Annotated in this window: 24 protein-coding genes and 1 pseudogene; 8 read left to right on the forward strand and 17 right to left on the reverse strand. The window is 40.8% G+C overall.

Annotation, left to right across the window (positions count from 1 at the left end; translation table 11 throughout):
- Positions 1–109: 109 nt before the first annotated feature.
- The 3 genes from FTU06_RS05525 to FTU06_RS05535 form a co-directional block, all read right to left on the reverse strand.
- Entirely contained in the window at positions 110–457 is a 348-nt protein-coding gene (locus FTU06_RS05525) for an AbiH family protein (RefSeq protein WP_180145422.1), read from the reverse strand.
- A 92-nt stretch (positions 458–549) separates the two neighbouring features.
- On the reverse strand, positions 550–921 hold the full coding sequence (locus FTU06_RS05530) for a hypothetical protein (protein WP_078192499.1): 372 nt from the start codon (positions 919–921) through the stop codon (positions 550–552).
- A 191-nt stretch (positions 922–1,112) separates the two neighbouring features.
- On the reverse strand, positions 1,113–2,522 hold the full coding sequence (locus tag FTU06_RS05535; RefSeq protein WP_078189543.1) for an FAD-binding oxidoreductase: 1,410 nt from the start codon (positions 2,520–2,522) through the stop codon (positions 1,113–1,115).
- Positions 2,523–2,895: 373 nt separating this feature from the next.
- Here FTU06_RS05535 and serA point away from each other — a divergent pair, with 373 nt between their 5' ends.
- The 3 genes from serA (at position 2,896) to FTU06_RS05550 (ending at position 6,214) form a co-directional block, all read left to right on the forward strand.
- Positions 2,896–4,128 (forward strand): phosphoglycerate dehydrogenase, encoded by a 1,233-nt coding sequence (gene serA, locus FTU06_RS05540; protein ID WP_078189340.1) that lies wholly within the window; start codon positions 2,896–2,898, stop codon positions 4,126–4,128.
- A gap of 117 nt (positions 4,129–4,245) precedes the next feature.
- Complete coding sequence (locus tag FTU06_RS05545) at positions 4,246–5,115, forward strand: EamA family transporter (RefSeq protein WP_180145425.1); 870 nt, start codon at positions 4,246–4,248, stop codon at positions 5,113–5,115.
- Positions 5,116–5,335: 220 nt separating this feature from the next.
- On the forward strand, positions 5,336–6,214 hold the full coding sequence (locus FTU06_RS05550) for a DMT family transporter (protein WP_180145428.1): 879 nt from the start codon (positions 5,336–5,338) through the stop codon (positions 6,212–6,214).
- An 85-nt stretch (positions 6,215–6,299) separates the two neighbouring features.
- Here the strand turns inward: FTU06_RS05550 and FTU06_RS05555 are convergent, their stop codons facing one another.
- The 3 genes from FTU06_RS05555 to truB form a co-directional block, all read right to left on the reverse strand.
- Positions 6,300–6,761, reverse strand: coding sequence for a hemerythrin domain-containing protein (locus FTU06_RS05555; protein WP_180145431.1), 462 nt, complete (start codon positions 6,759–6,761; stop codon positions 6,300–6,302).
- Positions 6,762–6,895: 134 nt separating this feature from the next.
- Complete coding sequence (locus FTU06_RS05560) at positions 6,896–7,669, reverse strand: TSUP family transporter (protein WP_180011376.1); 774 nt, start codon at positions 7,667–7,669, stop codon at positions 6,896–6,898.
- A gap of 26 nt (positions 7,670–7,695) precedes the next feature.
- Complete coding sequence (gene truB, locus FTU06_RS05565) at positions 7,696–8,604, reverse strand: tRNA pseudouridine(55) synthase TruB (protein ID WP_180011374.1); 909 nt, start codon at positions 8,602–8,604, stop codon at positions 7,696–7,698.
- Positions 8,605–8,757: 153 nt separating this feature from the next.
- Between truB and FTU06_RS05570 the strand changes: the two genes are divergently transcribed.
- The 5 genes and pseudogenes from FTU06_RS05570 (at position 8,758) to FTU06_RS05590 (ending at position 14,528) form a co-directional block, all read left to right on the forward strand.
- A complete protein-coding gene (locus tag FTU06_RS05570; RefSeq protein WP_180145434.1) occupies positions 8,758–9,786 on the forward strand; it encodes a lipase secretion chaperone in 1,029 nt (342 codons plus the stop codon).
- Between the two features lie 78 nt (positions 9,787–9,864).
- Positions 9,865–10,809, forward strand: coding sequence for a triacylglycerol lipase (locus tag FTU06_RS05575; protein ID WP_257224178.1), 945 nt, complete (start codon positions 9,865–9,867; stop codon positions 10,807–10,809).
- A 367-nt stretch (positions 10,810–11,176) separates the two neighbouring features.
- Positions 11,177–12,187 (forward strand): triacylglycerol lipase, encoded by a 1,011-nt coding sequence (locus tag FTU06_RS05580; RefSeq protein ID WP_180145437.1) that lies wholly within the window; start codon positions 11,177–11,179, stop codon positions 12,185–12,187.
- Positions 12,188–12,389: 202 nt separating this feature from the next.
- Positions 12,390–13,355 carry a triacylglycerol lipase gene (locus tag FTU06_RS05585; RefSeq protein ID WP_180062828.1) on the forward strand — a complete coding sequence of 322 codons (966 nt, stop codon included), beginning with the start codon at positions 12,390–12,392 and terminating at the stop codon, positions 13,353–13,355.
- Between the two features lie 251 nt (positions 13,356–13,606).
- Positions 13,607–14,528, forward strand: a pseudogene (locus FTU06_RS05590) (esterase/lipase family protein).
- Positions 14,529–14,591: 63 nt separating this feature from the next.
- On the opposite strand, the gene rplS reads toward FTU06_RS05590, so the two are convergent.
- The 11 genes from rplS to FTU06_RS05645 form a co-directional block, all read right to left on the reverse strand.
- Positions 14,592–14,963 carry a 50S ribosomal protein L19 gene (gene rplS / locus FTU06_RS05595; RefSeq protein ID WP_078189351.1) on the reverse strand — a complete coding sequence of 124 codons (372 nt, stop codon included), beginning with the start codon at positions 14,961–14,963 and terminating at the stop codon, positions 14,592–14,594.
- Positions 14,964–15,101: 138 nt separating this feature from the next.
- Positions 15,102–15,842, reverse strand: a complete 741-nt coding sequence (gene trmD, locus FTU06_RS05600; RefSeq protein ID WP_180064838.1) for a tRNA (guanosine(37)-N1)-methyltransferase TrmD — start codon at positions 15,840–15,842, stop codon at positions 15,102–15,104.
- A 42-nt stretch (positions 15,843–15,884) separates the two neighbouring features.
- Positions 15,885–16,433 (reverse strand): ribosome maturation factor RimM, encoded by a 549-nt coding sequence (rimM, locus tag FTU06_RS05605; RefSeq protein WP_180145439.1) that lies wholly within the window; start codon positions 16,431–16,433, stop codon positions 15,885–15,887.
- A gap of 17 nt (positions 16,434–16,450) precedes the next feature.
- Entirely contained in the window at positions 16,451–16,708 is a 258-nt protein-coding gene (gene rpsP, locus FTU06_RS05610) for a 30S ribosomal protein S16 (protein WP_078189354.1), read from the reverse strand.
- 144 nt (positions 16,709–16,852) lie between these two features.
- Positions 16,853–17,308, reverse strand: coding sequence for a type IV pilin protein (locus FTU06_RS05615; protein WP_180088963.1), 456 nt, complete (start codon positions 17,306–17,308; stop codon positions 16,853–16,855).
- A gap of 11 nt (positions 17,309–17,319) precedes the next feature.
- Complete coding sequence (locus FTU06_RS16985) at positions 17,320–17,733, reverse strand: type IV pilin protein (protein ID WP_180088962.1); 414 nt, start codon at positions 17,731–17,733, stop codon at positions 17,320–17,322.
- Positions 17,733–21,395, reverse strand: coding sequence for a pilus assembly protein (locus FTU06_RS05625; protein WP_180145441.1), 3,663 nt, complete (start codon positions 21,393–21,395; stop codon positions 17,733–17,735). Before FTU06_RS05625 ends, FTU06_RS16985 begins: the two co-directional genes overlap by 1 nt.
- A 10-nt stretch (positions 21,396–21,405) precedes the next feature.
- Positions 21,406–22,173 (reverse strand): hypothetical protein, encoded by a 768-nt coding sequence (locus FTU06_RS05630; protein ID WP_257234292.1) that lies wholly within the window; start codon positions 22,171–22,173, stop codon positions 21,406–21,408.
- Positions 22,173–23,063 carry a PilW family protein gene (locus FTU06_RS05635; protein ID WP_180088959.1) on the reverse strand — a complete coding sequence of 297 codons (891 nt, stop codon included), beginning with the start codon at positions 23,061–23,063 and terminating at the stop codon, positions 22,173–22,175. The genes FTU06_RS05630 and FTU06_RS05635 overlap by 1 nt, the downstream gene beginning before the upstream one ends.
- Entirely contained in the window at positions 23,063–23,566 is a 504-nt protein-coding gene (gene pilV, locus FTU06_RS05640) for a type IV pilus modification protein PilV (RefSeq protein ID WP_180145443.1), read from the reverse strand. Before pilV ends, FTU06_RS05635 begins: the two co-directional genes overlap by 1 nt.
- Positions 23,563–24,015 (reverse strand): Tfp pilus assembly protein FimT/FimU, encoded by a 453-nt coding sequence (locus FTU06_RS05645; protein WP_180145446.1) that lies wholly within the window; start codon positions 24,013–24,015, stop codon positions 23,563–23,565. Before FTU06_RS05645 ends, pilV begins: the two co-directional genes overlap by 4 nt.
- Positions 24,016–24,038: the final 23 nt, after the last annotated feature.

Below are 24,038 nucleotides of genomic sequence, written 5' to 3' on the forward strand. Positions count from 1 at the left end.
TGAGGATCAGAAAGCTTGTTTGAATCGATGTATTTCATCCGCAGATTATGCACGAATGCTAAGAAATCCGGAGTGCAAATATTAACCAAAAAGAAGATCGTTTTTTGATTTATGAAAGAGATCTAATATCTAAAGCTTTGGAAAACTCCAACTCAAAGTCAATCCAAGTATCAATGTGATTCAAATGATGACTAAAAAAATTATACCAAACATTGTTTTGAAGCCTAAACTTCAAATTTGCTATCTCTAAACTTGAGATAGATATTTTATCTACTTGATATATAGATTTTGTTTTTTGAAAAAAAACGTTCTCTTCGTCAAAGATATCATCAAAGTACATATCTTCATTAGGTTCTGACCAATTCTCTATATTTTTCATAACACTCATGAAGTGTTCATACTTTGTCGGCAAATAATGCGACAAATCAAAGCCATTTCCGACAATTAAAATATTCATTGTTCTTATTTACCCCAATAAAAAAGCGCATCAATCGATACGCTTTTTATGAGGCATACTTGCCTAAATTTCAACCATAAATCAAAGATTTATTAAGGACACTTCGCCGATTGGAAAGTCTTGGTATTTTTACCACGTTGGCACTGATATTCCTTTTGCGTATTTACACGCTGCCAGTCACCATCCACCAATCTAAAACTATAAATGGTACGAATTGATTTCACCGAATCATCCATCAAACCCGTTTCCGTCACTTTTACCTGCCCCGCATTTGGCGACTCAACACGGTTAAAGTACTGACGAATTTCTACAGTCGACAGCTCTTTACGCAAATCAGGACGTTCTTTTAATACCTGATCGAGTGGCGTTGCAGAAGAACCGACTTTAGACACAATTTTCTGCGTTGTCGCACAACCCGCCAACATCCCCACACACAATGCAGACACAGCAATTAAACGATACATAGAACCAACTCAAATTTATTATTCAGTCCTATCATGCCGAACATTTGTCCAAAACACTATTTAAGCAATGTAAAAGAAGTACCTCACTCCACAAAATCACCGTGCTGTTTCTCATCCATACGCGGCTAAAAAGCATGCTATAGCCATAAAAAAACGCATCCGAAGATGCGTTTTCAATCGTCTTTAAAAAATTAAAGATCGAACAATTTACCTGGGTTCATAATTGCATTTGGATCGAATACTTTTTTCAATGCTTTCATATATTCGATTTCTTCTGCTGAACGTGTGTAATCGAGGTAAGGCTTCTTAGTCATACCCACGCCATGTTCTGCAGAAATTGAACCGTCATATTTTTTCACGGTTTCAAATACGTATTTGTTTACCACTTGGCATTTTGCAAAGAATTCATCTTTACTTAAATCCGCAGGTTTCAAAATATTTAAGTGCAAGTTACCGTCACCAATATGACCGAACCAGCAAATTTCAAAGTCTGGGTAGTTCGCTTCCACAATTGCATCAATTTCTTTAATAAATGCAGGAACATGTGTAATCAGAACAGAGATGTCATTTTTGTATGGAGTGAACGGTGCGATTGACTCTGAAATGTCTTCACGTAAACGCCATAAGCTGTGTACTTGGTCTAAGCTTTGGCTCATCACGCCATCCAGTACCCAACCTTGTTCCATGCAATGTTCAAAGATTTCCATTGCCGCATCCATGATCGGTTCAAATGGTGCTTCAAACTCAAGTAATACATAGAATGGACATGGTGTTTCAAACGGACGTTGTACATGACCATTGTCCAATACTTTTTGCATTGCAAGCTCACCAAAGAACTCAAATGCAGTCAGGTCGATTTTCTTTTGGAAGGCATGTAGAACAGGCATAATCGCATCAAAATCAGGCACACCGAGAACCAACACTTGTAAGTCATGTGGTTGGCGTTCAAGTTTGATTTCAGCTTCAGTCACGAGGCCCAAAGTACCTTCACCACCAATAAATAAGTGTTGAAGCGCATAACCAGTCGCGTTTTTGATCATGCCTTTGTTCAAGCGCAGGATGTCACCTTTACCTGTAACCACAGTCATGCCCAACACCCAGTTACGGGTCATGCCGTATTTGATGACTTTAATACCACCTGCGTTGGTACCAATGTTGCCGCCAATTTGAGATGAACCTGAAGATGCAAAATCAACTGGGTAGTACATGCCTTGTTCTTCAGCATAGTTCTGAAGCTGTTCAGTCACCACACCTGCTTGTACGCGTACCATACGGTCAGCTGGGAAGAATTCCAAGATTTGGTTCATCTTGTCCATGCTCACCACGATTTCACCGTTTGCAGCCACAGCACCCGCAGATAAACCTGTACGACCACCACTTGGTGTGATCGCAACATTAAATTGGTTGGCAAGTTTTACAATTTGTTGAACTTGTTCTGTGCTTGAAGGGAAAACGACGACCGACGGGTTTGGATCGAAGTGCTTAGTATGGTCACGACCCCAATTTTGGAGACTATCCGCATCGGTTTTAATTCGGCTTTCGCCAACAATAGCGGTCAATTGGGTCAATAACTCTGGGGTTAAAGCGACTGGAGCATTCATCGTTTTCAGACCTTGCAAGAAGTAAACAAGTTTTTTTAAAGGTCCAGACTTCATTCAGTCAAAACTGCGGTAACGCATATTTCAAGGGAAAAAGCCTGAAACAGAGCGCATCAAAATGTCAGGGAATTGGTCATGATGATTTTGAGCGGCACCATTATAAGCTATAACTGGGCTTTTTTTGACAAAACCCAAAGAAAAACGTGATTTCAAAATGTCACGAGGAATATGACCAAGTTAATTAGACCAAATCTAAAAAATATTGACTCATCATTCGCCAAAATAGCCATGACGTCGGTCATAAAGGAAATGTATATCAGGCGACTTCCTATGCTATTATATGCGCACTAAATTTGGCCTTTGTAGCGGAGCCGTAATGAGCCAACATCTTTCTTTACCTAAAGATAAAATTCGTTTCTTGTTGTTAGAAGGCGTTCACCAAAACGCAATCGACACTCTAAATGCTGCTGGATACACCAACATTGACTACCGTAAAACTGCGCTTGAGGGTGAAGCGTTGAAAGAAGCGGTTAAAGATGCTCACTTCATTGGTATTCGTTCACGTACTCAATTAACTGAAGAAGTTTTTGAAGCGGCGAACAAACTGATTGCTGTGGGTTGTTTCTGTATCGGTACAAACCAAGTGAACTTAAATGCTGCAATGATTCGCGGTATTCCAGTATTTAACGCACCATACTCAAATACTCGTTCAGTTGCTGAATTAGTACTTGCTGAAGCGATTCTATTACTTCGTGGTGTTCCTGCAAAATCGGCTTCAACTCACCGTGGTGGTTGGAACAAGTCTGCAGTTGGTTCATTTGAAACTCGTGGTAAAACTTTAGGTATTGTTGGTTACGGTTCGATTGGCTCGCAACTTTCTGTACTTGCTGAAGGTTTAGGTATGCACGTGATTTATTACGATGCAGTGACTAAGCTTCCGATGGGTAATGCACGTCAAGTCGGTTCTATGGGTGAACTTCTTGCCAATGCAGACGTCGTATCTCTACACGTTCCAGACGTTCCATCAACTCGCAACTTCTTCGGCAAAGACCAATTTGCTCAAATGAAAGAAGGCGCAATCTTCCTCAATGCTGCACGTGGTACATGTGTAATCATTGAAGATCTTGCTGATGCAATCAAATCTGGTCATATTGCTGGTGCAGCTGTAGACGTATTCCCGAAAGAACCTAAAGCAAACGGTGAAGAATTCGTTTCTCCACTTCGTGGCTTAGACAACGTGATTTTGACTCCTCACGTGGGTGGTTCAACCATGGAAGCGCAAGCGAACATTGGTCTAGAAGTGGCTGAAAAATTCGTTGCTTACTCTGATAAAGGTATGACTTTATCTGCAGTGAATTTCCCAGAAATCGCGTTACCGTTGACTGAAGGTAAACACCGTTTACTTCACATCCACAAAAACGTACCGGGCGTTCTTTCAAAAATCAACAACTTGTTTGCTGAACACGGCATCAACATCTCTGGTCAGTCTTTAATGACCAAAGGTGATGTCGGTTACTTAGTGATGGACGTTGACGCAACTGCTTCTAAAGAAGCTTTGGATACACTTCACGAAGTTGAAGGTACGATCCGAGTTCGCGTATTGTTCTAATCGCATTAGACACTGAAGCCACAGCCTTCGGGCTGTGGTTTTTTTATTGTTATAAACTTTTAAAATCTGGCTAGTGCCACTCTCCCGCTCTTCGAGTCATCGAAACAAATTTAGTTTATGCCAAATTTTAAAGTTGCACCGGCTGTCCAAGCACCGCTGATCTTGCTTATTGCTATGATCAGCATGCAAAGCAGCGGTTCCTTTGCCAAATATCTTTTCGGTCAATTTCCCATACTGACCGTTTCGGCCATGCGTTTAATGCTAGGCGCTTTGATTTTGGCGATTATTTTTAAAGTTTGGCAGATCAATTTTAAACAAGTGAAATGGTCGTCTATTCTGAGCTATGGCTGTGCCTTAGCAGGGATGAATGTATTATTTTACTTGTCGATTGATCGTCTTCCACTCGGCATTGCCGTGTCTTTTGAATTTATTGGCCCTTTAAGTGTTGCATTATTGGCAGCAAGACGAAAATTCGACTTCGTCTGGGTCGGCCTTGCAATTCTAGGCCTAATTTTACTGTTTCCATTTGATCAAGCAGCACAACGTCTTGACCCAATTGGGATCTTACTTGCCCTCGGTGCAGGTGCGTGTTGGGCACTCTATATCGTGGCAGGTCAAAAACTATCAGGGGTCTCAGGCAATCATACCGTTTGCTTAGGCATGTTCGTCGGCATGTGTGTTTTGATGCCCATCGCAATCTTTGCAGGTATGCCGGCACAGGCGTTTGAGCCAAGTAGTCTGCTGTATTTTATTGCACTTGCGACCTTAGCCAGTGCTTTACCTTTTACTCTAGAAATGATTGCGCTACGTAACATGACTGCGTTGAGTTTCGGTACACTCATGAGTTTGGAACCCGCTGTTGCCGCTCTCTCGGGTTTTATCTTTTTGCATGAACAATTGTTATGGACACAATGGTTGGCATTAGTAGTGATTATCAGTGCTTCGATTGGCTGTACTTATACCACGCAAAAGGCCAAATCAATTTAAATTCAAACCGCCTTAATCTTTTGAAAATATCTCCATTTTTTATTTTGAATTTAAAAATAATGGCAATTTATAGACGATTTTTTATATCCAATTTGTTTAAATTCAAAACCTAAAAATTGCATTTCTGCATTTGAAAAGTCATCAATGATTCAACATTAATCGCTATACTGAGCAGACTTAAAATAGGGGGCAATTTGTTTACCCCACCATAGCGTGCCGCATGCCAAACTCACAATTATTAGCAGTCGTTTTCATGGTACTTTCCATGATCTCCTATCAGATCAGTGCTTCATTTGCCAAACAACTGTTTTTGGTGCTTGATCCACTCAGTGTGACCATTTTACGACTCTGTTTTGCTTCAATTATTATCTGTTTAATGTTTCGTTCATGGCACATTTTAAAACGGCTGTCTTTTTTAAAATGGCGGGATCTGCTCTGCTATAGCGCGGCACTCTGTTTGATGAATGTGTTGTTCTATATGTCACTGGGTAAATTGCCACAAGGCATTGCCGTGGGTTTAGAGTTTATCGGCCCTTTGGGTCTGGCATTGTTATCCATTAAAAACAGCAGTGATTATATTTGGGTCTTTTTAGCAATCTTAGGCATTACCTTGATGGTGCCTTGGGGACAAGCTCATGATGGTAATTTCTCAATACTTGGGGCAGCCTGTGCCTTAGCAGCGGGACTCTGTTGGGCATTCTATATTTATTTCGGGCAAAAAGTCGTACACCAAAATATTGGTATGCATGCGCTAACGATTGCCATCACACTGTCCGCACTGACCTTGCTCCCGATTGGACTATATAACAATGCACCCGCCCTACTCGATACCCAATATTGGCCGAAAGCCTTATTAATTGCGATTTTAGCCACGGCCATACCTTATGCACTGGATTTAAAAGCGTTAAAAATCCTCAGTAAACTTAGTTATGGGACTTTATCGAGTTTGTCGCCTGCATTAGCTGCCATTACAGGTATGGTTCTGCTTGGCGAAAATATTGGAACGTGGCAATGGGTGGCCTTAGTCTGCATTATGTTGGCGTCCGTCGGGGTGACTTTACGTTCCTCTCGCAATACTCCGAGCAGCGTATCAGACTAAATTTTTATATTTATAGTTGAAACAAAAAGACGGCCTCTGCCGTCTTTTTTTTGATTTTGCATTCGTCTTCAGGCTTCACTTGCGTTTAGCCCGTCAAACTGTCTTTATCTGCTTTCTTGTATTTCTTATATTCCGCCAAATATTGTTTGGCTAAACTTTGCTTTTGTTTTTCATCTAAGATTTTACCTGCTTGCTGAAAAAAGCCGTGCTCTTCTTCCTGCAAATGATGATGTACCGTTTCAGATAATTTTTTCGCAATCGCCAACCAACCTGGATTACTAAATTCAGTTTCCGTCAGTTGCTCTAATAATTCATCCATCTCATGATGTTCCGCCAATGCATGACGGGTGATGTTTAGGCCTGAATCAGTCATCATTAACGGGATGTAAAAATAACGATCTTCGCCAACAGCATGAGCAAATAACTCATTTTTGAGCAGCTCAAATAAATCTCGACGCTCAGGTGTATCCCCTGATGTTTGAATGAGTTTTTCAGCAAGTTCACGTTGCTTTTCATGACTTTGGCGTAAAGCTTCAAATATATTCATTGTAGTGATGACCTCTGATGCTTAGCTAATTGTGTATTATGAAATTTAATTATTATCCACAACTCAAACGAGTCGCTTATTTCATACTAATCATTTCAGCGACAGAATTCAGCAACGCTCTGTTAAGATTTGTTTTAAGCTTGTCCCGTAAAGGTTTGATAACCCAACCGTACAATCAAAATACTCACCAAAATCAAAAATAGAATTCGAATAAAGCCACTACCGTATTTAATTGCCGCACGTACACCAACGATCGAGCCTAAAATATTTGCTACAGCCATCATTAAGCCTATCGCAAATAACACATGGCCAGTGGGCGCAAAGAAACTCAGTGCAGCCAAATTGGTGGTTAAGTTGGCCACTTTAGACAAGGCAGAGGCATGTAAAAAGTCTGCTTGTAGATAACGAATAAAAAAGAAAATAAAGAAACTGCCCGTACCCGGCCCAAAGATACCGTCATAAAAGCCAATCACCAGACTACCAATAGCAGCTAGACCGAGGATTTTAGGAGTCAGTTCTTGGCGTACATGCATCTGACCAAATTGTTTTTTGGCAAAGGTATAGATCGCAATCACGATCAACATGACCAAAACAAAAGGACGTAAGACTTCTTTTGGAATCATTGATACACAGGCTGCTCCCACAAAGGAGGCAACAAATGCACAGCTTGCAATGACCGCAAGTAATTTCCAACAGAGTTTGACTTGGCGTAAAAAAGAATAGGACGCCGAAGCCGTACCAAAAATCGAAGACAACTTATTGGTGCCAAACACCGTCGCCGGAGATAAGTGCGGCATGGCATTCATAATGGCTGGAATTTGAATTAATCCTCCGCCCCCCACTGCTGCATCAATTGCACCGGCAAAAAATGCAAAAAATAGCAGGCTTAAAATGATTTCAATTTCCATAATTTGGCTTCAGTGGCTGTTGATGACTATTCAAGATTTAATACACGTTTTGGTACTAAGCGCTTACGATCGGTAATTTCCGCTAGACCTAAGCAACGTTCCCCATCAAATACCAAAACCTGCGCTTCCGCAGCATGCTCAATATTACTTTCCATTCCACGACTAAAATATTCAGCTCGACCTTCCGGCGCTTGCACTTTGCAGAAATGATCGACAGGTGAATACACCGGCAGCAATAATGCTTCACGCTCAGCTTCGGTCAGACTCTCTAAATATTCAATGGTAAAGCTTGGGTTAAGATCAAAATGACCCGTTTGAATACGGTGTAGATAGGTTAAATGTCCAAAAGTACCCAATGCTTTGGCAATATCTTCGCCTAATACACGAATATACGTGCCTTTGGAACAGGTGATGTCGAGTGTAATACTATTCTCATTAAATGATAATAACTCGATGGCATAAATCGAAATTGGACGTGCTTCACGCTCAATTTCTATGCCTTTACGCGCCAACTCGTACAGCGGGCGACCTTCTTTTTTCAGCGCAGAATACATCGGTGGAATTTGTTGGATATCTCCCACGAACTCTGCCAGTACCTGCTGAATAGATGCCTCGGTCAAAACAGGTACAGCTTGTTCTATCAATACCTCACCTTCCACATCACCCGTCGTGGTGCTGTGTCCTAAAAAGACGGTGGTTTGATAACGCTTGGTCGAGTCGAGCAAGAAATGTGAAAACTTCGTCGCTTCACCCAAACAAATTGGCAATAAACCTGAAGCCAGTGGATCAAGCGCACCAGTATGCCCTGCTTTTTGCGCACGATATAGCCAACGAACCTTCTGTAAGGCTGCATTCGAGCTAATACCTAATGGCTTATTCAAAAGAAACACACCATGTACAGGACGACGTTGGATCTTAGGAGAGGCTTTTTTCATGTCAAAATTTGGCTAATACAGGAACAGCGCAATGGTAACAACCCACCTCTAACGTTTACAACTCTTCTATGTTTTTATCTGCGTTTTATGTCATATTGAGTTCGCATTTAGAACTCTAAAACAATTAAAAACGGAATAAAGGTGCATTGGGATATGCAAAAAAATAAACTTTGGCTCATCATTGCCTTGGTCGTTATCGCTGTTGCTGCATTTATATTTTGGCTGACGCCAAAAGCATCACAAAATGATCCTTCAGATCAATCGATTCAACAACAAAATACGCCTTTAGCTCAGGGCGAAACCGCTACGGCTCAAGCAACAAGCGGTTCTTCGCTGCTCAGTCCAAGTCAACAAGACACGGAAGTTAACTGTCAAATCAGTATGGATGGTTCAAACCGTTTGATCGTGAATGAACAAACACGGAATTGCTTTGAATATTTCATTACTCAGTATGGTGAAAAGTCGATAGATCAAATTAAAAAGGATTTTAAAGCCTACATTGCACAAGGTCATAAAGAACCTGCGCTGTCCCAAATTTATGATTTGTGGGATCGCTATATGAAATATCGTGAACAATTAGGTCATTTACAGCCACCAAGTGATGACAAAGAATCACCACAATATTATCGCTCGATCTATAGCAGCACCCAGAATTTAAGAAAACAGTTCTTTTCTGATTATGAAATTGAAGGTTTATTTGGCAAAGAAAATACCTATCACGAATACACGCTGAAACGCATGGAAGTGGTGAATGACAAAAAGCTGTCTGAATCAGAAAAAGCCAAAAAACTAAAAGCCCTGTTTGATGAACTCCCAGAAGACTGGAAAGAAAATCTGGAACAAATCAATAAACTTGAAGATTTACGCAAACTCACTGCGGATATTAAAGCCCGTGGTGGTTCAAGCGAAGAAATCCATCAAATGCGGTTAAATTTAGTTGGTCCTGAAGCCACTCAGCGCCTTGAAAATCTAGACAGCCAGCGCAGCTCTTGGAAATCTAGCGTGAATCAATATCTCACAGAGCGTGACAGTATTGTGAAAAGCAATATGAGTGACAGCGCTAAACAACAAGCAGTGCAGCAACTCCGTAATCAACATTTTAAATCGAAGGAAGATCAGCTCCGCGTCAGTACCTTTGAATCTGTGCATGATCAAGGTGGAAAATTACCTTTCGCAGAATAACTGCAAACAACAATTTAAAAACAACCTCAATTTCAGGATGAAATGATGAAAAAACCACAAGCTCTTTTATGCGCAATTATGGCTGTATCAGCAGCGATCGCCAGCACACAATCCCAAGCTGCAGCAGGACTCCAACATATCACCGCCAACAGCTCGGCAAACTATGCCAAGACCAAATATCCGATTGTGTTTACCCATGGTATGTTCGGGTTTACTCGCATTGGTTTTGACAGCTTTGGCATGGATTATTTTTATCAAATTTTGCCAGATTTAGCTCGTAATGGGGCCAATACCTTTGCTGCCCAAGTTTCTCCGCTAGAGTCGACAGAAGTCCGTGGTGAGCAATTGCTCTCTCAAGTCGAGGAAGTTCTTGCTCTGACCGGCCAACCCAAAGTGAACCTCATTGGTCATTCACATGGTGGACCGACAACTCGCTATATTGCAGCGATCAAACCTGAGTATGTAGCTTCGGTCACTGGGATTGCAGGCACTTATCGCGGCTCTCTAGTCGCAGATAAAATTCAAGCCAACAAAACCATAGACTCAATCTTTGGCATACTTGGAGATCAACTTTTAGCACCTATTATTACTTGGGCTGAGGGCAACTCTAGTCTACCTAACAGTGTTGATGCATCACTTACCGCGATCAGTGAAAAAGGTTCGGCTGAATTTAATGCAAAATTTCCAACCGCAGCACTAGCAGCGAACTGTAATCAATCGGGTGCCAAAGTCGACAATGGCGTGTATTACTACTCATGGACTGGTACAGCGCAAACCACGAATGTATTAGATGTATTAGATACGGTCATTAGTCAGCTTGCCCCTTTGGCCTATGGAAATCGTGACAATGACGGTTTGGTTGGACGCTGTAGTACTCACATCGGACAAGTAATCCGTGACGACTACAATCACAACCACTTAGATGAAGTGAATATGGTCTTTGGTCTACGCAGCCTATTTTCACCTGACCCAGTTGCGCTCTACCGCCAACATGCCAATCGTTTAAAATTACAGGGTCTGTAACCTCAAAAGTTGGTTCCCTTTCAGCACTGAAAAGGATGCCTTTAAGCGTCCTTTTTTGTTTACAATGTTTTTATTTGTAAGTATTAAACAAGCTAATTCAATAAGTTATTAAATCATAACAACTAAAATAAATAGCAAAAATAAAAGACGAATGTATATAAATATACTTGTCACCTCAACGCCGCCCATGTCCTAAAATGACATGGAATTTCAAACCGAGCATGAAAAAATGGCAAGGCATCTTTGTCTATTCAAACTCTCTAAAATCAAAGATATGGCCTGGCCAGTCACAAAGATGTTGCTTAAAAACAGAGAGTATTTTCATGATTAAAAAGTAATAAAAACAACATCAGATCAAGGAACATTTATGCGATCTTTAGTAAACACGGCCAAGATGGCCTCTGTAGCTGCAGTTGCAGGCTTAGCGATGAGTATATCGGCAAGCACTCAAGCTGCGCCTAGCGTCCTCCAGGTGAAGGAAACGGCAAAATCGGACTACGCAAAAACCAAATATCCAATTTTAATGGTGCATGGTTGGCTCGGTTGGTCACGTATCGGCACCGACACCATCGGACTGGATTATTGGTACCAAATCTTGCCAGATATGGCACGAAATGGCTCAACCGTATTCGCAGCGCAATTATCTCCTGCAAATACCACAACACATCGTGGCGAGCAGTTAATTGTACAAGTTGAAGATGTTTTGGCTATTACAGGGAAACCAAAACTTAACTTAATTGGTCACTCTCATGGTGGTCCAACTGTATTGTATGTTGCTCAAACAAAACCACAGTACATTGCGTCTATTACAGGTGTTGCAGGTACCTATCACGGCTCTAAAGTAGCGGATGATATTCAAGGCAACTCACTTTCTCGTACTGCCTTCAATATTTTAGGTGATTATATTGTCGGCCCACTGATTGCTTTAGGTCAGGCAAAACCTGAGCTTGAAATTGATTTCGATGCTTCTATGAAATCATTATCACAAACAGGCTCTGCTGCATTTAACAGTACGGTTGCAAAATCTGCTGTAGCTGACGGTGTTTTGGCATCTTCAGAAAATTGCAGTAAGAACTTAAAGCAAGTCGACAGCAAAGGCATTCAATACTATTCATGGACCGGTGTTGCGCAAACCACGAATTTACTTGATATCGACACGATCCTAATGCAACTCGGGCCATTGTCTTATGGCAATAAAGACAATGACGGTATGGTTGCACGTTGTAGTGCTTATATCGGTAAAGTCATTAACGATAGCTACAAACTTAACCATACCGATTTAGCCAATATGATGTTTGGCTTAACAGGGCTATTTGCACAAGATCCTGTGGCGCTGTACCGTCAACATGCAAACCGTTTAAAACTGCAAGGACTTTAATTCTTATCGTTGAAATTTAAATGCAATAAGAGGGCTTCGGCCCTCTTATTTACTTTAATCGATCTGATAAATCATGCTCTTTTATTTTGTTACATTTAGCGGCGCAGTTAATCTTTTTCAATTTGCAACAGGTGATCTTTATTGCTTTATTAGAAGTGACAATAAATATTGTCATAAAACAATAATACATTGAGGATCGCTCATGAAATACGGACCATTTTTAGCAGGTTTAATTGCAGCTACGTTCATCGGTAATGTATCTGCATCGCAAGCAACCCAAGTCACCGCCAAAACTAGTTCTAGCTATGCAAAGACCAAATATCCAATCGTATTTAACCATGGTATGGGTGGTTTTATTACCGTTGGTACGGACTCATTTGGACTCGACTATTGGTATCAAATCCTTCCTGATCTTGCCCGAAATGGTGCAAATGTTTGGGCAACTCGCGTATCGCCTTTTAACTCTACCGAAGTGCGTGGCGAACAGCTTCTACAACAAGTTCTTGAAATCCAAGCACTCACAGGTGCGGATAAGGTGAATTTGATTGGACACAGCCATGGTGGGCCAACAATTCGTTATGTTGCCGGTGTGCGCCCAGATGTGGTGGCTTCATTAACCAGTGTTGCAGGACCTCATCAAGGCTCCCCTGTAGCAGACTTAATTTTAAAAGCTGAAGGCACCGCTGTCGAAGCACCCTTAGTCGGAGCTGTGAATTTTGTCTCTAAAGCCATTGTTTGGGCGCAAGGTCTAGATCCAACGACTTATCCTCATGACGCATTGGCAGGTGGTTCAAGTTTAACGCTAGCGGGTTCTGCAAAGTATAACGCCGCATTCCCTCTGGGCTTGCCTAAATCCAATTGTGCTGATGGCAATAGCGTGGAAAAAGGCATTTACAACTATTCATTTACAGGCGTTGGCCAAATCACCAATATTTTAGATTTAGACTCAGCCCTAAAAGTGACCGCATTACTGATCGATGGCGGAAAAGACAATGATGGCCTCGTATCACGCTGTAGTGCCAAATTTGGTAAAACCATTCGTGATAACTACAACTGGAACCATTTAGATGAAGTCAACCAAGTGCTTGGTCTCAAAGCGTTGTTCGCACCAGATCCTGTCGATGTTTATCGTCAACATGCCAATCGTTTAAAACTTCAAGGTTTATAATTTAGTAAAGCTATACATTAAACCCTGTAAATTCAGGGTTTAATGATATTTTCATTAATCAATATACAAAATATCTTTCATTCTATCGATTAGTTCTCACATTTTTCTTTCCTTTTTTATAATCCTTAATGACAATAAAAATTGTCAGATAGGCAATTTTGTCTATTTCCAAACTAAACTGAATCAAAGTTTGAAAACCAAAACAAAAAGAAAGGAATGAAAAATTGCTCTGTGCCACGCTCCTTGCAAGTATGGCAGTGACCCAAACGCATGCTGCATTGGGTATACAGCAAGCGACCACTAAAAAAGTCATCGACAATTATGCTGAAACCAAATACCCCCCTAGTGTTTGTACACGGGATGTTTGGTTTTAATCGCTTAGGCGGTGCCGTTTTTGGTCTAGATTATTGGTATCAAGTTCTCCCTGATTTAGCAAGCCATAAGGCTACGGCCTTTGCTACACAAATCTCCCCGTTGGAGTCCATTGAAGTTCGCGGTGAACAACTGTTAGACCAAGTTGAACAAGTGGTTGCGATTACTGGCAAACCTAAAGTGAATTTAATTGGTCACTCACATGGTGGCCCTACGGCTCGATATATTGCGGGTGTACGACCTGATTTGGTTGCCTCTGTCAGTACGGTCGCAGGAACCAATGACGGTTCACCTGTGGCAGATTTAGTACAGAGTGTCCCGATTTTAAATGGCGTATTAGCGACTGTTATGGATGCCTTAATGACCCCAGTGATTAACTTCGCCCAGCAGTCTAACCTCCCTTCAAATTTTAAAGCTTCGATCTACAGTATGTCTCAACCGGGTGTGAAAGCCTTTAACGCAAAATTTCCACTCGGTATGCCTGCAACCAAATGTGCTGATGGCTCAAGTGTTGCCAATGGCATTAGCTTCTATTCATGGACAGGTATATCTAACACCACCAACTTACTTGATCCAGATACGATCTTTACTGCAATGGAGCCAATTGCATTTAGCGGACAACCGAACGACGGCTTAGTGAGCCAATGTAGCAGTAAATTGGGTAAAACCGTCCGTGATAATTATAAGTGGAACCATTTCGATGAAGTCAATCAAGTATTGGGCTTGAAAGGACTATTTGCACCAGACCCTGTTTCAGTCCACCGTCAACATGCCAACCGTTTGAAACTTGAAGTTTTATAACTTTCTTTCATGCATAAAAAAATGCGCCTAAAGGCGCATTTTTTTACAGCGTTGTAAAACAAATTATTTTGCTTTACGAGCTGGTAATTTTTCACGAATACGTGCAGCTTTACCAGACAATTCACGTAGGTAGTAAAGTTTAGCACGACGAACGTCACCTCGACGTTTCACTTCGATACCAGCAACGATTGGTGAGTGAGTTTGGAATACACGCTCAACACCGAAACCGCTAGAAATTTTACGTACTGTGAACGCAGAGTTCAAACCACGATTTTTCTTAGCAATTACAACACCTTCAAATGCCTGAAGACGTTCACGCTCACCTTCTTTTACTTTAACTTGAACAACTACTGTGTCACCAGGAGCAAAAGCAGGGATGTCTTGTTTCAACTGTGCATTTTCAACAGCTTGTACTAAAGGATGTTTACCGCTCATGGGGTATCTCCGATTATGCGAGTTAGAAGAGGTCTAATCATCGCTGGGGCTAGAGGCTAAAGCGCATAGACCCGATTGACTTTCCCTTTATGCTTGACCGCTTCAATGCATAAAGAGCCTAATATAAGATTTAAAAAATTAAACCTTGGAATCTTTTAGCCATTTCTTTTGCTGCTTGGTCAATTCAACTTTTTCAACCAACTCAGGTCGGCGTTCTAAAGTGCGTTGATATCGCTGCAAAAACCGCCACTTCTCAATATTGGCATGATGTCCCGATTTTAATACTTCAGGAACATCTAAACCTTCAAAATGGTCTGGCTTGGTATATTGTGGGCAATCTAAAAGACCATCCACAAATGAGTCTTGCACATGTGATTGCTCATCAGACATTGCACCCGGAAGTCTCCGAATCACACTATCCAATAAAACCATCGCAGGGAGTTCACCACCAGATAAAACGTAATCGCCTATTGACCATTCCTGATCAACATATTGTTGGATCAAACGCTCATCTACACCTTCATAACGACCACACAATACAATCAATCCATCATATTTGACGAAATCTTGTACCGAAGGTTCATTTAAGGTTTTTCCTTGCGGCGACATATACACCACAGGGACATGAACAGCACCCGCTTGCTTGGCAAGCTGTTTGGCACGATGAATTGCTTTCGCTAATGGCTCAGCCATCATCACCATACCTGGACCACCACCAAATGGACGTTCATCCACTCTTTTGTAGTTGCCCTCAGCAAATTCGCGTGGATTGATACAATGAACTTGCACAATGTCACGTTTTGCTGCGCGCCCGCTAATACCGTAGGCTGTAATCGCTTCAAACATTTCAGGAAAAAGCGTAATGACTGCAAAAAACATCGCAGACTCCTCTATTTTCCTGCTGCGTCAATCCTTAAAGGATTAATAATCTACGCCCCAATTTACGTAGATACGACCAGCTTCGAGATCAACACGCTGTACTACATCTTTATGCCATGGAATCATTCGCTCTTCGCTATCGACACTGTCAGCAGTAGCGCGAACTACCATCACGTCGTTAGCACCTGTTTCAAACAATTCGTGGATTTGACCGAGGTTGACTTCTTGTTCATCTTCTCCAAGACCTAACACTGTTAAGCCCTTCAAATCTGACCAGTAATACTCGTCCACGCCTGCTTGAGGCAGTTGCGATTTAGAAATCCAGATATTTGCGCCAACCAAGTTATCTGCCGCGGTACGATCACTCACATCTTTTAGCGAAACAACCAAGCCTTTGCCATGTGGTTTCCAACGTTTTACATCTACTGTTTGCCAACCTGCTTTGGTCTCAATGTACCAAGGGAGGTAGTCAAAAATATTGCTCATAGGTTCTGTATTGGAATAGACCCAGAGCCACCCATTTAATCCATATGCTGAACGTAGCTGTCCAATCTGAATACGATCTTCGGGAACATTCTGTGTTGGTGTCATGGGTAACCTACTACTAATTAAGCAGTAGCTGCAGCTTTCTTAGCTTCAGCAGCTAAAGAAGCAACACGTTCTGAAGGTTGAGCACCTTGTGAAACCCAGTGAGCAAAACGGTCAGCATCTAAACGAAGTTTTTCTGCTTTACCTTGAGCTGTAGGGTTGAAGAAACCGATACGTTCGATGAAACGACCGTCACGTGCATTACGGCTATCAGTCACAATGATTTGATAGAACGGACGTTTTTTAGCACCACCGCGTGCAAGACGAATAACAACCATGATAGAACCTTATAGTTTTTACGGATTATCCCTGTACCGACCATCGATACATTTCAAACCCCTTTCATAGAGGGCAATATTTTACGTTAAATTCATTCAAAGGGAAAGATTAATATTTACTTATCCACAGCTTTGAATTTAATCTCAATCCCAATTAGATGTGCCATCAGGTATACAGCGTGTTAAATCATTATTAGGTGTCCAGCATTTCTGCCCTTGACTATCTAAACCTAAGGCTCCATCCCCCTTTTGGTTATTATCGGTGATGGCAACTAAAAGCCAACTGTTTTGCGTTACATTTTCAATAGAAACCTTATACGTAGCTGTACCGCTCTTTGGAAAATTCGCAATACCCGAATAATCAGCAGCATATCCCAAATCAGAAAAAGTAATAGCTGTACCATTTGGTGTAAAAGTATGATGTACTGCCTTAAACTGCTGCAGTTTAGATGCAATTTCTAAAAGCTCACTTTGCATTTCAACTCGCTTTGTTTTACGTACATGCTGTTGATATGACGGAATTGCTATTGCCGCTAAAATTGCAACGATTGCAACAACGATAATCATTTCGATAAATGTAAATCCTTTAGACTTAATCAACTTCAGCCCTCCTATTTACATTCATCTGGAACATTACAACTGGTATCAGACCATTCACAATGAGCGCCTTTACTATTCTGCGCAAAGTTTTTATAACGGCTGGCATTATCTAACGCACTATTTACACACCCCTTCATCGTCCATGTTTGGACTTGAGGATCTATAGAAACCGTATAAACCACCTCACTGGAAGATGGATTTTTCATAATTTCAATATCTGCATCAGGAAAATTATTGTAACTGAAATTACGTGACTTCTCTTTTTCAAGTTTCAGTGCAATATCACCCATCTTTTGTACGACTAATTTTTCATGATTTTTTCTAACGTAAGCCGCATAGCTGGGTAATGCAATAGCAGCTATTACTGCTATTACAATTACCACAACCATAAGCTCAATCAAAGTAAAGCCTTTCATAATTTTCATTATTTATTACTCTTTGCTTTGTATGGCGAATACTCAAACCATTTCTTCGGCAAAAGCTTATTCGCTGTTACGTATTCATCTGGCTTAGGATTTGGCGGCTGATTAAAAATAAATGTTCGATGGTCATCTTTTGACCCTGGACCAACTGTAAGCCCAAGAATACCTGCACCTAATTTACCCACCTTATCGACACTTGTTTTGCTGGCACCACAATCACCATCAGGCAAGCAAAACTTATACAAAGTGCTCTCACCCGTAATGCCGCCTGTACAAGAGGTAGCATTCTCGCCAGCTGTACTATTTCGCGGATCAAAAATAGCCATATACAGATCATTATCTAACGCAACACCCTCTTCAATAATTCGGCTTTGATATGTCTCACTTTCGACACTTTGTTTTGGTAACACGTAATACCAGCCTTTATGGTCAGCTGTCTGCTTTTGGCTCTTATAAATTTCTCTTAAATTCCCCTCAAGAATTGTAGCTTGAGCACTTGGCGTTCGTTGAGTCACACCATAGTCATACAATCCAACCAATAAGTCATTCACTTGAGAAGATCTTAAAGGACTGCTTCTATCACCAGACCCCATCGACAGGACTGCGTATCGTGTCATTCCTGACTTATGAATTGTGAATGTAGGCGGCTCATAAAAACGGCGCTGTCCCAAATCAGCAAACTCAAAAGCATTTAACGTAAATGGCTGGTTCTTATCTTCATCATCACTAATAAAATGTTTAGGATTTAAATCAATTCTAAAGACTTTTCCACCTAAATCACCTGTATACAAATGATCTGCAATACCATCACCATCACGATCAATTACTTTAATTCGTGATGGAATACTATTATACATTGTTCCAATTTCATTAAAGGCAGGTGTAGTGACAGCACCATCACTATCTAAAACAGCATCCGATGACTCGTCCGCAGTTGTATTTGTACCTTTACTCGCCCACCACAACAGTTGGCCATTTTTAGCATCAAAAATGTAAATACCATTACCTTTGACCGATTTTGAACCATCATTATTGGTAAAAGCTGGATCCTCATATTCCTTGTCATAACCGCCACCGACAATCATCGCAAGTTTCTTTTCGCCATTCCAGCGAATATAAGCTAACGATGGTTTTGACCAGCTTTGCCCCATATGCGATATCGGACCAGACTCAACCGCATCTGGATTAATATGGAACATCAATTTTGGTTCCGCCATATCCGAAAGATTCAAAGCATAATAGCTGCGGCCGCCCATACGTAAACCGCCATAGACATATTGATGACTTTTAGAACTATTTGCCTTTACAACCAACGACCCGCTTGTACTTTCTAAAACTTTTTTACCATCTACTTCTTTATAATTATCAGTCACCTGTGGCTCATATACAGTATGCGCTACCCAAGGGCCATCCACGCCATATAAGAATGTATCTACAGAATCAGTGCGTTCCATAGCTAAAGATTCAGCAAAACCTTTCGCTTGATTTGCAATAAACTCTTGAGGCACAAAGCTAAAGACATCAGTACCGCCATTAACATCAATGGCATCTGTGTCCTGCTGCCCTGCTTTTACAATATGCAGCACACCTTGCGTGGTGCCAAACATAATATAATCTTCACGATTTTTAGAAGACTGGACTCCTTTCACAACCTCCACAGCACCTTTCTGAGTCAGCAGTACTGGCGTAGAGTGAAGCACAGAACCTAACTGATGGCCTCTAGCATCAGTTTTACCTTTTAAATATTCTAGCTGCTGCGCAGAATTCATGGTTTTCAAAGTATCAAAATCAGCTTGTTTTAGTTTTGAAAACCCTAAAAGGCCATATAAATATTCACTATTAGCAAGTTTATTTGCGTCAGATAAAACAACAGATGCTTCTACAAGCTCATCGCCTCTATTTATATACAATTTACGATTTAAGTCTGGTGCACCATCCATTTTTGGTAAATTATTGGCTTTTAAACGGCTTAAATGCCCACCCCAGCCCACTGATGGATCAGCATCACTGCTGCCAGCATCACTAAACCAGAAATCTCTTAACTTTGCACGAATTTGATCTTGGTCAAAAACAGTCGCATCTTGAGTATCGTAAATAGAACCATTACTGACCTTAAATTTCTTTAAATTGCCCACCCAGAGCTGCGCCTTTGTACCAATGAGCGGTTTAAACATTGGGAAATACGAATAAGGCTGTAATTGCGTTGAATTTAAAGCATCTACAGGAATTGTACTTGTGCCCATTGTTGAGCCTTCAACAGGAACTGATACATCACTAACAAATTGCTTAATGCTGCCTACAATATCCTCAGCCGACTGTGCATTGTAAAATCCACCTTGACCATATTTTTGGTTTTTAGTGCCCCATAAGCACAGACCTTTTTCAGGGTGGCTATACACAGAACATTCAAACTCACCATTTTTGGCATAATCAGAAGTTAAGTAATACCCACCACCAAAACCTACAGTTGCTGTTTTAATTAATTTTGAACCGTCATATAAAGTTTTAGCTTTACCAGCAACTCTACGCCAATGATCTGTTGTGAGATCATTACCGTACCAATCCCTGCCATAAACATAATCAAGCGCTGAATCGGCAACTTTTTCATCTTCAAAAAAATCTGTTGTTGCTGGATCAGGCTGTCCATCCGTTAAAAAGTAAATACCATTACCACTGCATGATGGCTTAGCATTACTTACAGAATTACCAGTTGTAATTATCGAGCTGGCTTCTCTATAAGCCGATGCAATAGGTGTACCACCATTGGCTGTTAAGCCCTGCACTATTGCCGCGACCTTAGCTTTCCCCTCATCCGTCATACTTGTAAAAGATATTTCAGTAGAAAGATTAGTACTGGAATATTTTCCAATCGCAAAATTATGATCTTTTGTGATATCAGAAGAATTAATTAATTGATAAAAGCCTTTTTTTAAGTTAGCTAATCTAGTAAGACAGTTATATTCTCCAGCCTGACCCTCCACAGGTTCACAGATTTTCTTAATTCTTGTCAAATAATTTTGGTCGGCAGCATTTGATGCATTTAAATCCGCCTCTTTGACTAAGCAATAGGCTTCACCACTCTGCGCATAATCATACCCATGTTTAGATAAGGTTTTCGACAATGTAGTACCGCTCCAAACCCACCCTTTTTTATTATGCCAAGATGACCATGATTCCGGACAGATATTAGTGCTTACATTATTACAGCTTTCAACCGTTACTTCTGTCGCATTATAGCTAGCAGCACCATAAAAACTTTTTGTGTCGATATTTTTTATACTGTAACGACCCTTGTTTTCGCCAACAAACACATAGTTTTTTCCATCTTTTTTATAGCTCCCCTTATTGCTACCTTTATCTTCAAAAGTTATGTAGTAATTTCCTGTACTAGATTGCTTATACGTAATCCCTTTATCACTATTACAAACCTCTTTTGTAGCAGTATACCCATAATCATCTGGCAGGCTAGTACTCCCCATACTGCCAGACACGTCCAGCATAAAATAAATATTAATTGCGCCTGTACCGCCAGATTGATAAATATCAATATCTGAAGCAGAAATTTGGGTAGGAATACTGCTGACAATTAGCGCCGTAATAGATGTAGATAAAGCCGATACTTTAAATTGCATCCATTTTTTCTTAATGTATGTGCCATTTTTCATAACGACTCTCCTAAACTGCAACTTTTTTAATAAATTGTCCCAAACTGTATTCAGAGACTTGGGTTTTAAATGGAACCGAATGCTTACTTAAACACTCAGCAACCGTTTCCGCACTTACAGATGCATCTAAATAGCTCATCCCTCTTAGGCAAGCATTAATTGTCGCATTTGTCTCAGAACTTAATGCAGGCATAACCGTCGTAGCTGTAATAATTAACCGTACAGCCTCATCCAACTTGCCTGTTTCCGTATCCGTTCCTTCTTGATAAAACGCGAAAGGATCACTATCCGCTCCAGTATCCCCTGAAACTCTTACCGCAATCTGGGTCATTGCAGCTGCACGCCCGCTGACGAAATCTGCTTTATCACTGGATACTTGACAAAAACCCGAACGTGAAGCGCCGCCAATATTTTCTGTTTTAACTTCATCAACGCCATCAGTTTTTTCTATATAAGCCAAGCTTGCACGGTAGAATTGATAAAACTCAGTACTCTTGCCTCTATAGCAGATCACCAATTCTTTATCTCGGTTTGTATCCATTTTAGGATAGCCAAATAACCCCGTACCCACTAAGAACTCAGGAAATTGTGCACTGTCTTCAATCTTAAATAAGGCTGCATCATTATTTTGATCCATAATTCTGGAAACTTGGCTGCTCGTCGCCACATTCAAGCCAAATATGCCAGAACGTACCGCCATAACACCAATAATGGTCAGCAGCAGCACAACAACCAAAATGACGATTAACGCTGAACCCGTTTGCTTATTTTTAATCATCAGCGCTCCCCTAAACCATTTTTTAACGCAATCGTTTGCTCTACAGGTATTCGAATAAATTTCGTTGTCATCGTATCTGGCTTATACACACTGTACGATTCATTCAATAAAGAGTATTGCGTTTGTTCTGGTGTATTCGTTCCAGAACTGTCAATCGAACGTGCCAATAATCCAACCTGCAGAGAAACTGCACGCTTCCCTTTGTCAGCACTCACTGCTGCAGGCACTGCCGCAAACTGAGCTAAAGTCATATAACTAAGTTTATTTGTTTCAATATCTTGAACCCCAACCAACACCTTAAAATGGTCAATTCGGGGCATAATTATTTGACCGCCTTTGGTACTATCAGCATTCAATCCGCTAACAGTAGTTGATGCAGCTGTATATCTTCCAGCATCACACGCCAAAGCCAAATCATGTGCAGCTCCATTTTCATCTGGTCTTAAAAAATAACGCTGAACCACAACTTCTTGAGTACTTTCAATTAATGTACCTTCGCAATCGTATCCTCCCGTAACATTCGGACGGTATTGAATCACCAGTACATCACTTTTCTCCACTTGAGTACTGGCACTAGCCACCCCAGTAGAACTCACGCTTCTATTTGCCGTAATTAACGATGGATAATTTGAAGCATTTACAACAAGGCCTGAAATACCCGTGCTCTTCATATCGCGATTAATAATATTCAAATTCGTTAATTTCAAATCACTGACAACATAATTCAAGCCAATGTTCGCATTATCCTGCACATCAACCATTGCTGTTTGGAAAGCTAAACTTTTTTGACCTGACAACAGCATTTGCACAGCAACCAAGACAATAATTAGACCCAATGCAAGCGAAATCATTAACTCTACAAGCGTGAAGCCCAAATTCTTTTTATTCATTAGAAGGCCTCAATGACAATACATTTAGATTCTGGATAGTATGCAAAGTTATCGGATGCAGTACATGCATTATCATCCTCATCACCTTGTTCAGCTTTAGTTTCATCCCAAGCAACATAAATACATGCTCTGTTATTGGCAGTATCTGGACAAGTCAACAAGTTAATATCCATCGCTTTAGATTCTGCAATAGACTTAACATCTGCAATATCTTTAGCCATAAAGTCAACAGGATCACATTCAACGATCGCATTATCCTTACTCAAACAATCAGAGACATCACCTTTATCTAAAAGCCCTGAATCATCCGAATATACAATTCTATTTACATAAATACGTTCAGATAGATTACGAGCTAGATTGACTGCCTCAACTCTTTGCATTGCCTCTGCTGCTAGCTCAACAGAACGATACTGCAAAGCCATAAACCCTAAAACAGCAATTGCCAACACTAAAATTGAGACTATGATCTCAATCATTCCAACACCTTTCTGATAATTCATGGCTCCACCTCTCCACAGGCTCCATTAGAAGCCTGCTGCATCCCCAACTGCGACAGTTCTATTTTTTTTGTTTGTCCGCTTTTAATATGCGTCAGCTCGAAACATAACGGAAAATCCCCTGCAGCCGGATCTATCACACCATTATTTCTAAATAAAATCTCTTCACCATTCATATTAAAATCATATTTATCTTCATTAACATGCAAATATAAAGACTGATCGGGATCACCCGTCTCAGGCTCCCTGAAATATATAGGGACAGATTGGTTAGACACTCGGGATGTAGTTTTGCCATCACCCAGCACATATCCAAGCTCTTTGAATTCTTTTTTTAATTCATAATCATAAATCATAGATTGAAAAGAAGGCACCGCCATCATTGCAATAACTGACATGACCGCGATTACAATCACAAGCTCTATCAGCGTAAATCCTTTGCTTTTATACATGCGCCCCCCAGCAAACAGACAAT

The organism is Acinetobacter sp. YH12052, assembly GCF_013419835.1.
GTDB lineage: Bacteria > Pseudomonadota > Gammaproteobacteria > Pseudomonadales > Moraxellaceae > Acinetobacter > Acinetobacter amyesii.

What these genes read in the sequence shown, in the direction of transcription:
- FTU06_RS05525 (WP_180145422.1), bottom strand. Translation starts at nt 457, where the DNA reads ATGAATATTTTAATTGTCGGAAATGGCTTTGATTTGTCGCATTATTTG.
- FTU06_RS05530 (WP_078192499.1), bottom strand. Translation starts at nt 921, where the DNA reads ATGTATCGTTTAATTGCTGTGTCTGCATTGTGTGTGGGGATGTTGGCG.
- FTU06_RS05535 (WP_078189543.1), bottom strand. Translation starts at nt 2,522, where the DNA reads ATGAATGCTCCAGTCGCTTTAACCCCAGAGTTATTGACCCAATTGACC.
- serA (WP_078189340.1), top strand. Translation starts at nt 2,896, where the DNA reads ATGAGCCAACATCTTTCTTTACCTAAAGATAAAATTCGTTTCTTGTTG.
- FTU06_RS05545 (WP_180145425.1), top strand. Translation starts at nt 4,246, where the DNA reads ATGCCAAATTTTAAAGTTGCACCGGCTGTCCAAGCACCGCTGATCTTG.
- FTU06_RS05550 (WP_180145428.1), top strand. Translation starts at nt 5,336, where the DNA reads ATGCCAAACTCACAATTATTAGCAGTCGTTTTCATGGTACTTTCCATG.
- FTU06_RS05555 (WP_180145431.1), bottom strand. Translation starts at nt 6,761, where the DNA reads ATGAATATATTTGAAGCTTTACGCCAAAGTCATGAAAAGCAACGTGAA.
- FTU06_RS05560 (WP_180011376.1), bottom strand. Translation starts at nt 7,669, where the DNA reads ATGGAAATTGAAATCATTTTAAGCCTGCTATTTTTTGCATTTTTTGCC.
- truB (WP_180011374.1), bottom strand. Translation starts at nt 8,604, where the DNA reads ATGAAAAAAGCCTCTCCTAAGATCCAACGTCGTCCTGTACATGGTGTG.
- FTU06_RS05570 (WP_180145434.1), top strand. Translation starts at nt 8,758, where the DNA reads ATGCAAAAAAATAAACTTTGGCTCATCATTGCCTTGGTCGTTATCGCT.
- FTU06_RS05575 (WP_257224178.1), top strand. Translation starts at nt 9,865, where the DNA reads ATGGCTGTATCAGCAGCGATCGCCAGCACACAATCCCAAGCTGCAGCA.
- FTU06_RS05580 (WP_180145437.1), top strand. Translation starts at nt 11,177, where the DNA reads ATGCGATCTTTAGTAAACACGGCCAAGATGGCCTCTGTAGCTGCAGTT.
- FTU06_RS05585 (WP_180062828.1), top strand. Translation starts at nt 12,390, where the DNA reads ATGAAATACGGACCATTTTTAGCAGGTTTAATTGCAGCTACGTTCATC.
- rplS (WP_078189351.1), bottom strand. Translation starts at nt 14,963, where the DNA reads ATGAGCGGTAAACATCCTTTAGTACAAGCTGTTGAAAATGCACAGTTG.
- trmD (WP_180064838.1), bottom strand. Translation starts at nt 15,842, where the DNA reads ATGTTTTTTGCAGTCATTACGCTTTTTCCTGAAATGTTTGAAGCGATT.
- rimM (WP_180145439.1), bottom strand. Translation starts at nt 16,433, where the DNA reads ATGACACCAACACAGAATGTTCCCGAAGATCGTATTCAGATTGGACAG.
- rpsP (WP_078189354.1), bottom strand. Translation starts at nt 16,708, where the DNA reads ATGGTTGTTATTCGTCTTGCACGCGGTGGTGCTAAAAAACGTCCGTTC.
- FTU06_RS16985 (WP_180088962.1), bottom strand. Translation starts at nt 17,733, where the DNA reads ATGAAAATTATGAAAGGCTTTACTTTGATTGAGCTTATGGTTGTGGTA.
- FTU06_RS05625 (WP_180145441.1), bottom strand. Translation starts at nt 21,395, where the DNA reads ATGAAAAATGGCACATACATTAAGAAAAAATGGATGCAATTTAAAGTA.
- FTU06_RS05630 (WP_257234292.1), bottom strand. Translation starts at nt 22,173, where the DNA reads ATGATTAAAAATAAGCAAACGGGTTCAGCGTTAATCGTCATTTTGGTT.
- FTU06_RS05635 (WP_180088959.1), bottom strand. Translation starts at nt 23,063, where the DNA reads ATGAATAAAAAGAATTTGGGCTTCACGCTTGTAGAGTTAATGATTTCG.
- pilV (WP_180145443.1), bottom strand. Translation starts at nt 23,566, where the DNA reads ATGAATTATCAGAAAGGTGTTGGAATGATTGAGATCATAGTCTCAATT.
- FTU06_RS05645 (WP_180145446.1), bottom strand. Translation starts at nt 24,015, where the DNA reads ATGTATAAAAGCAAAGGATTTACGCTGATAGAGCTTGTGATTGTAATC.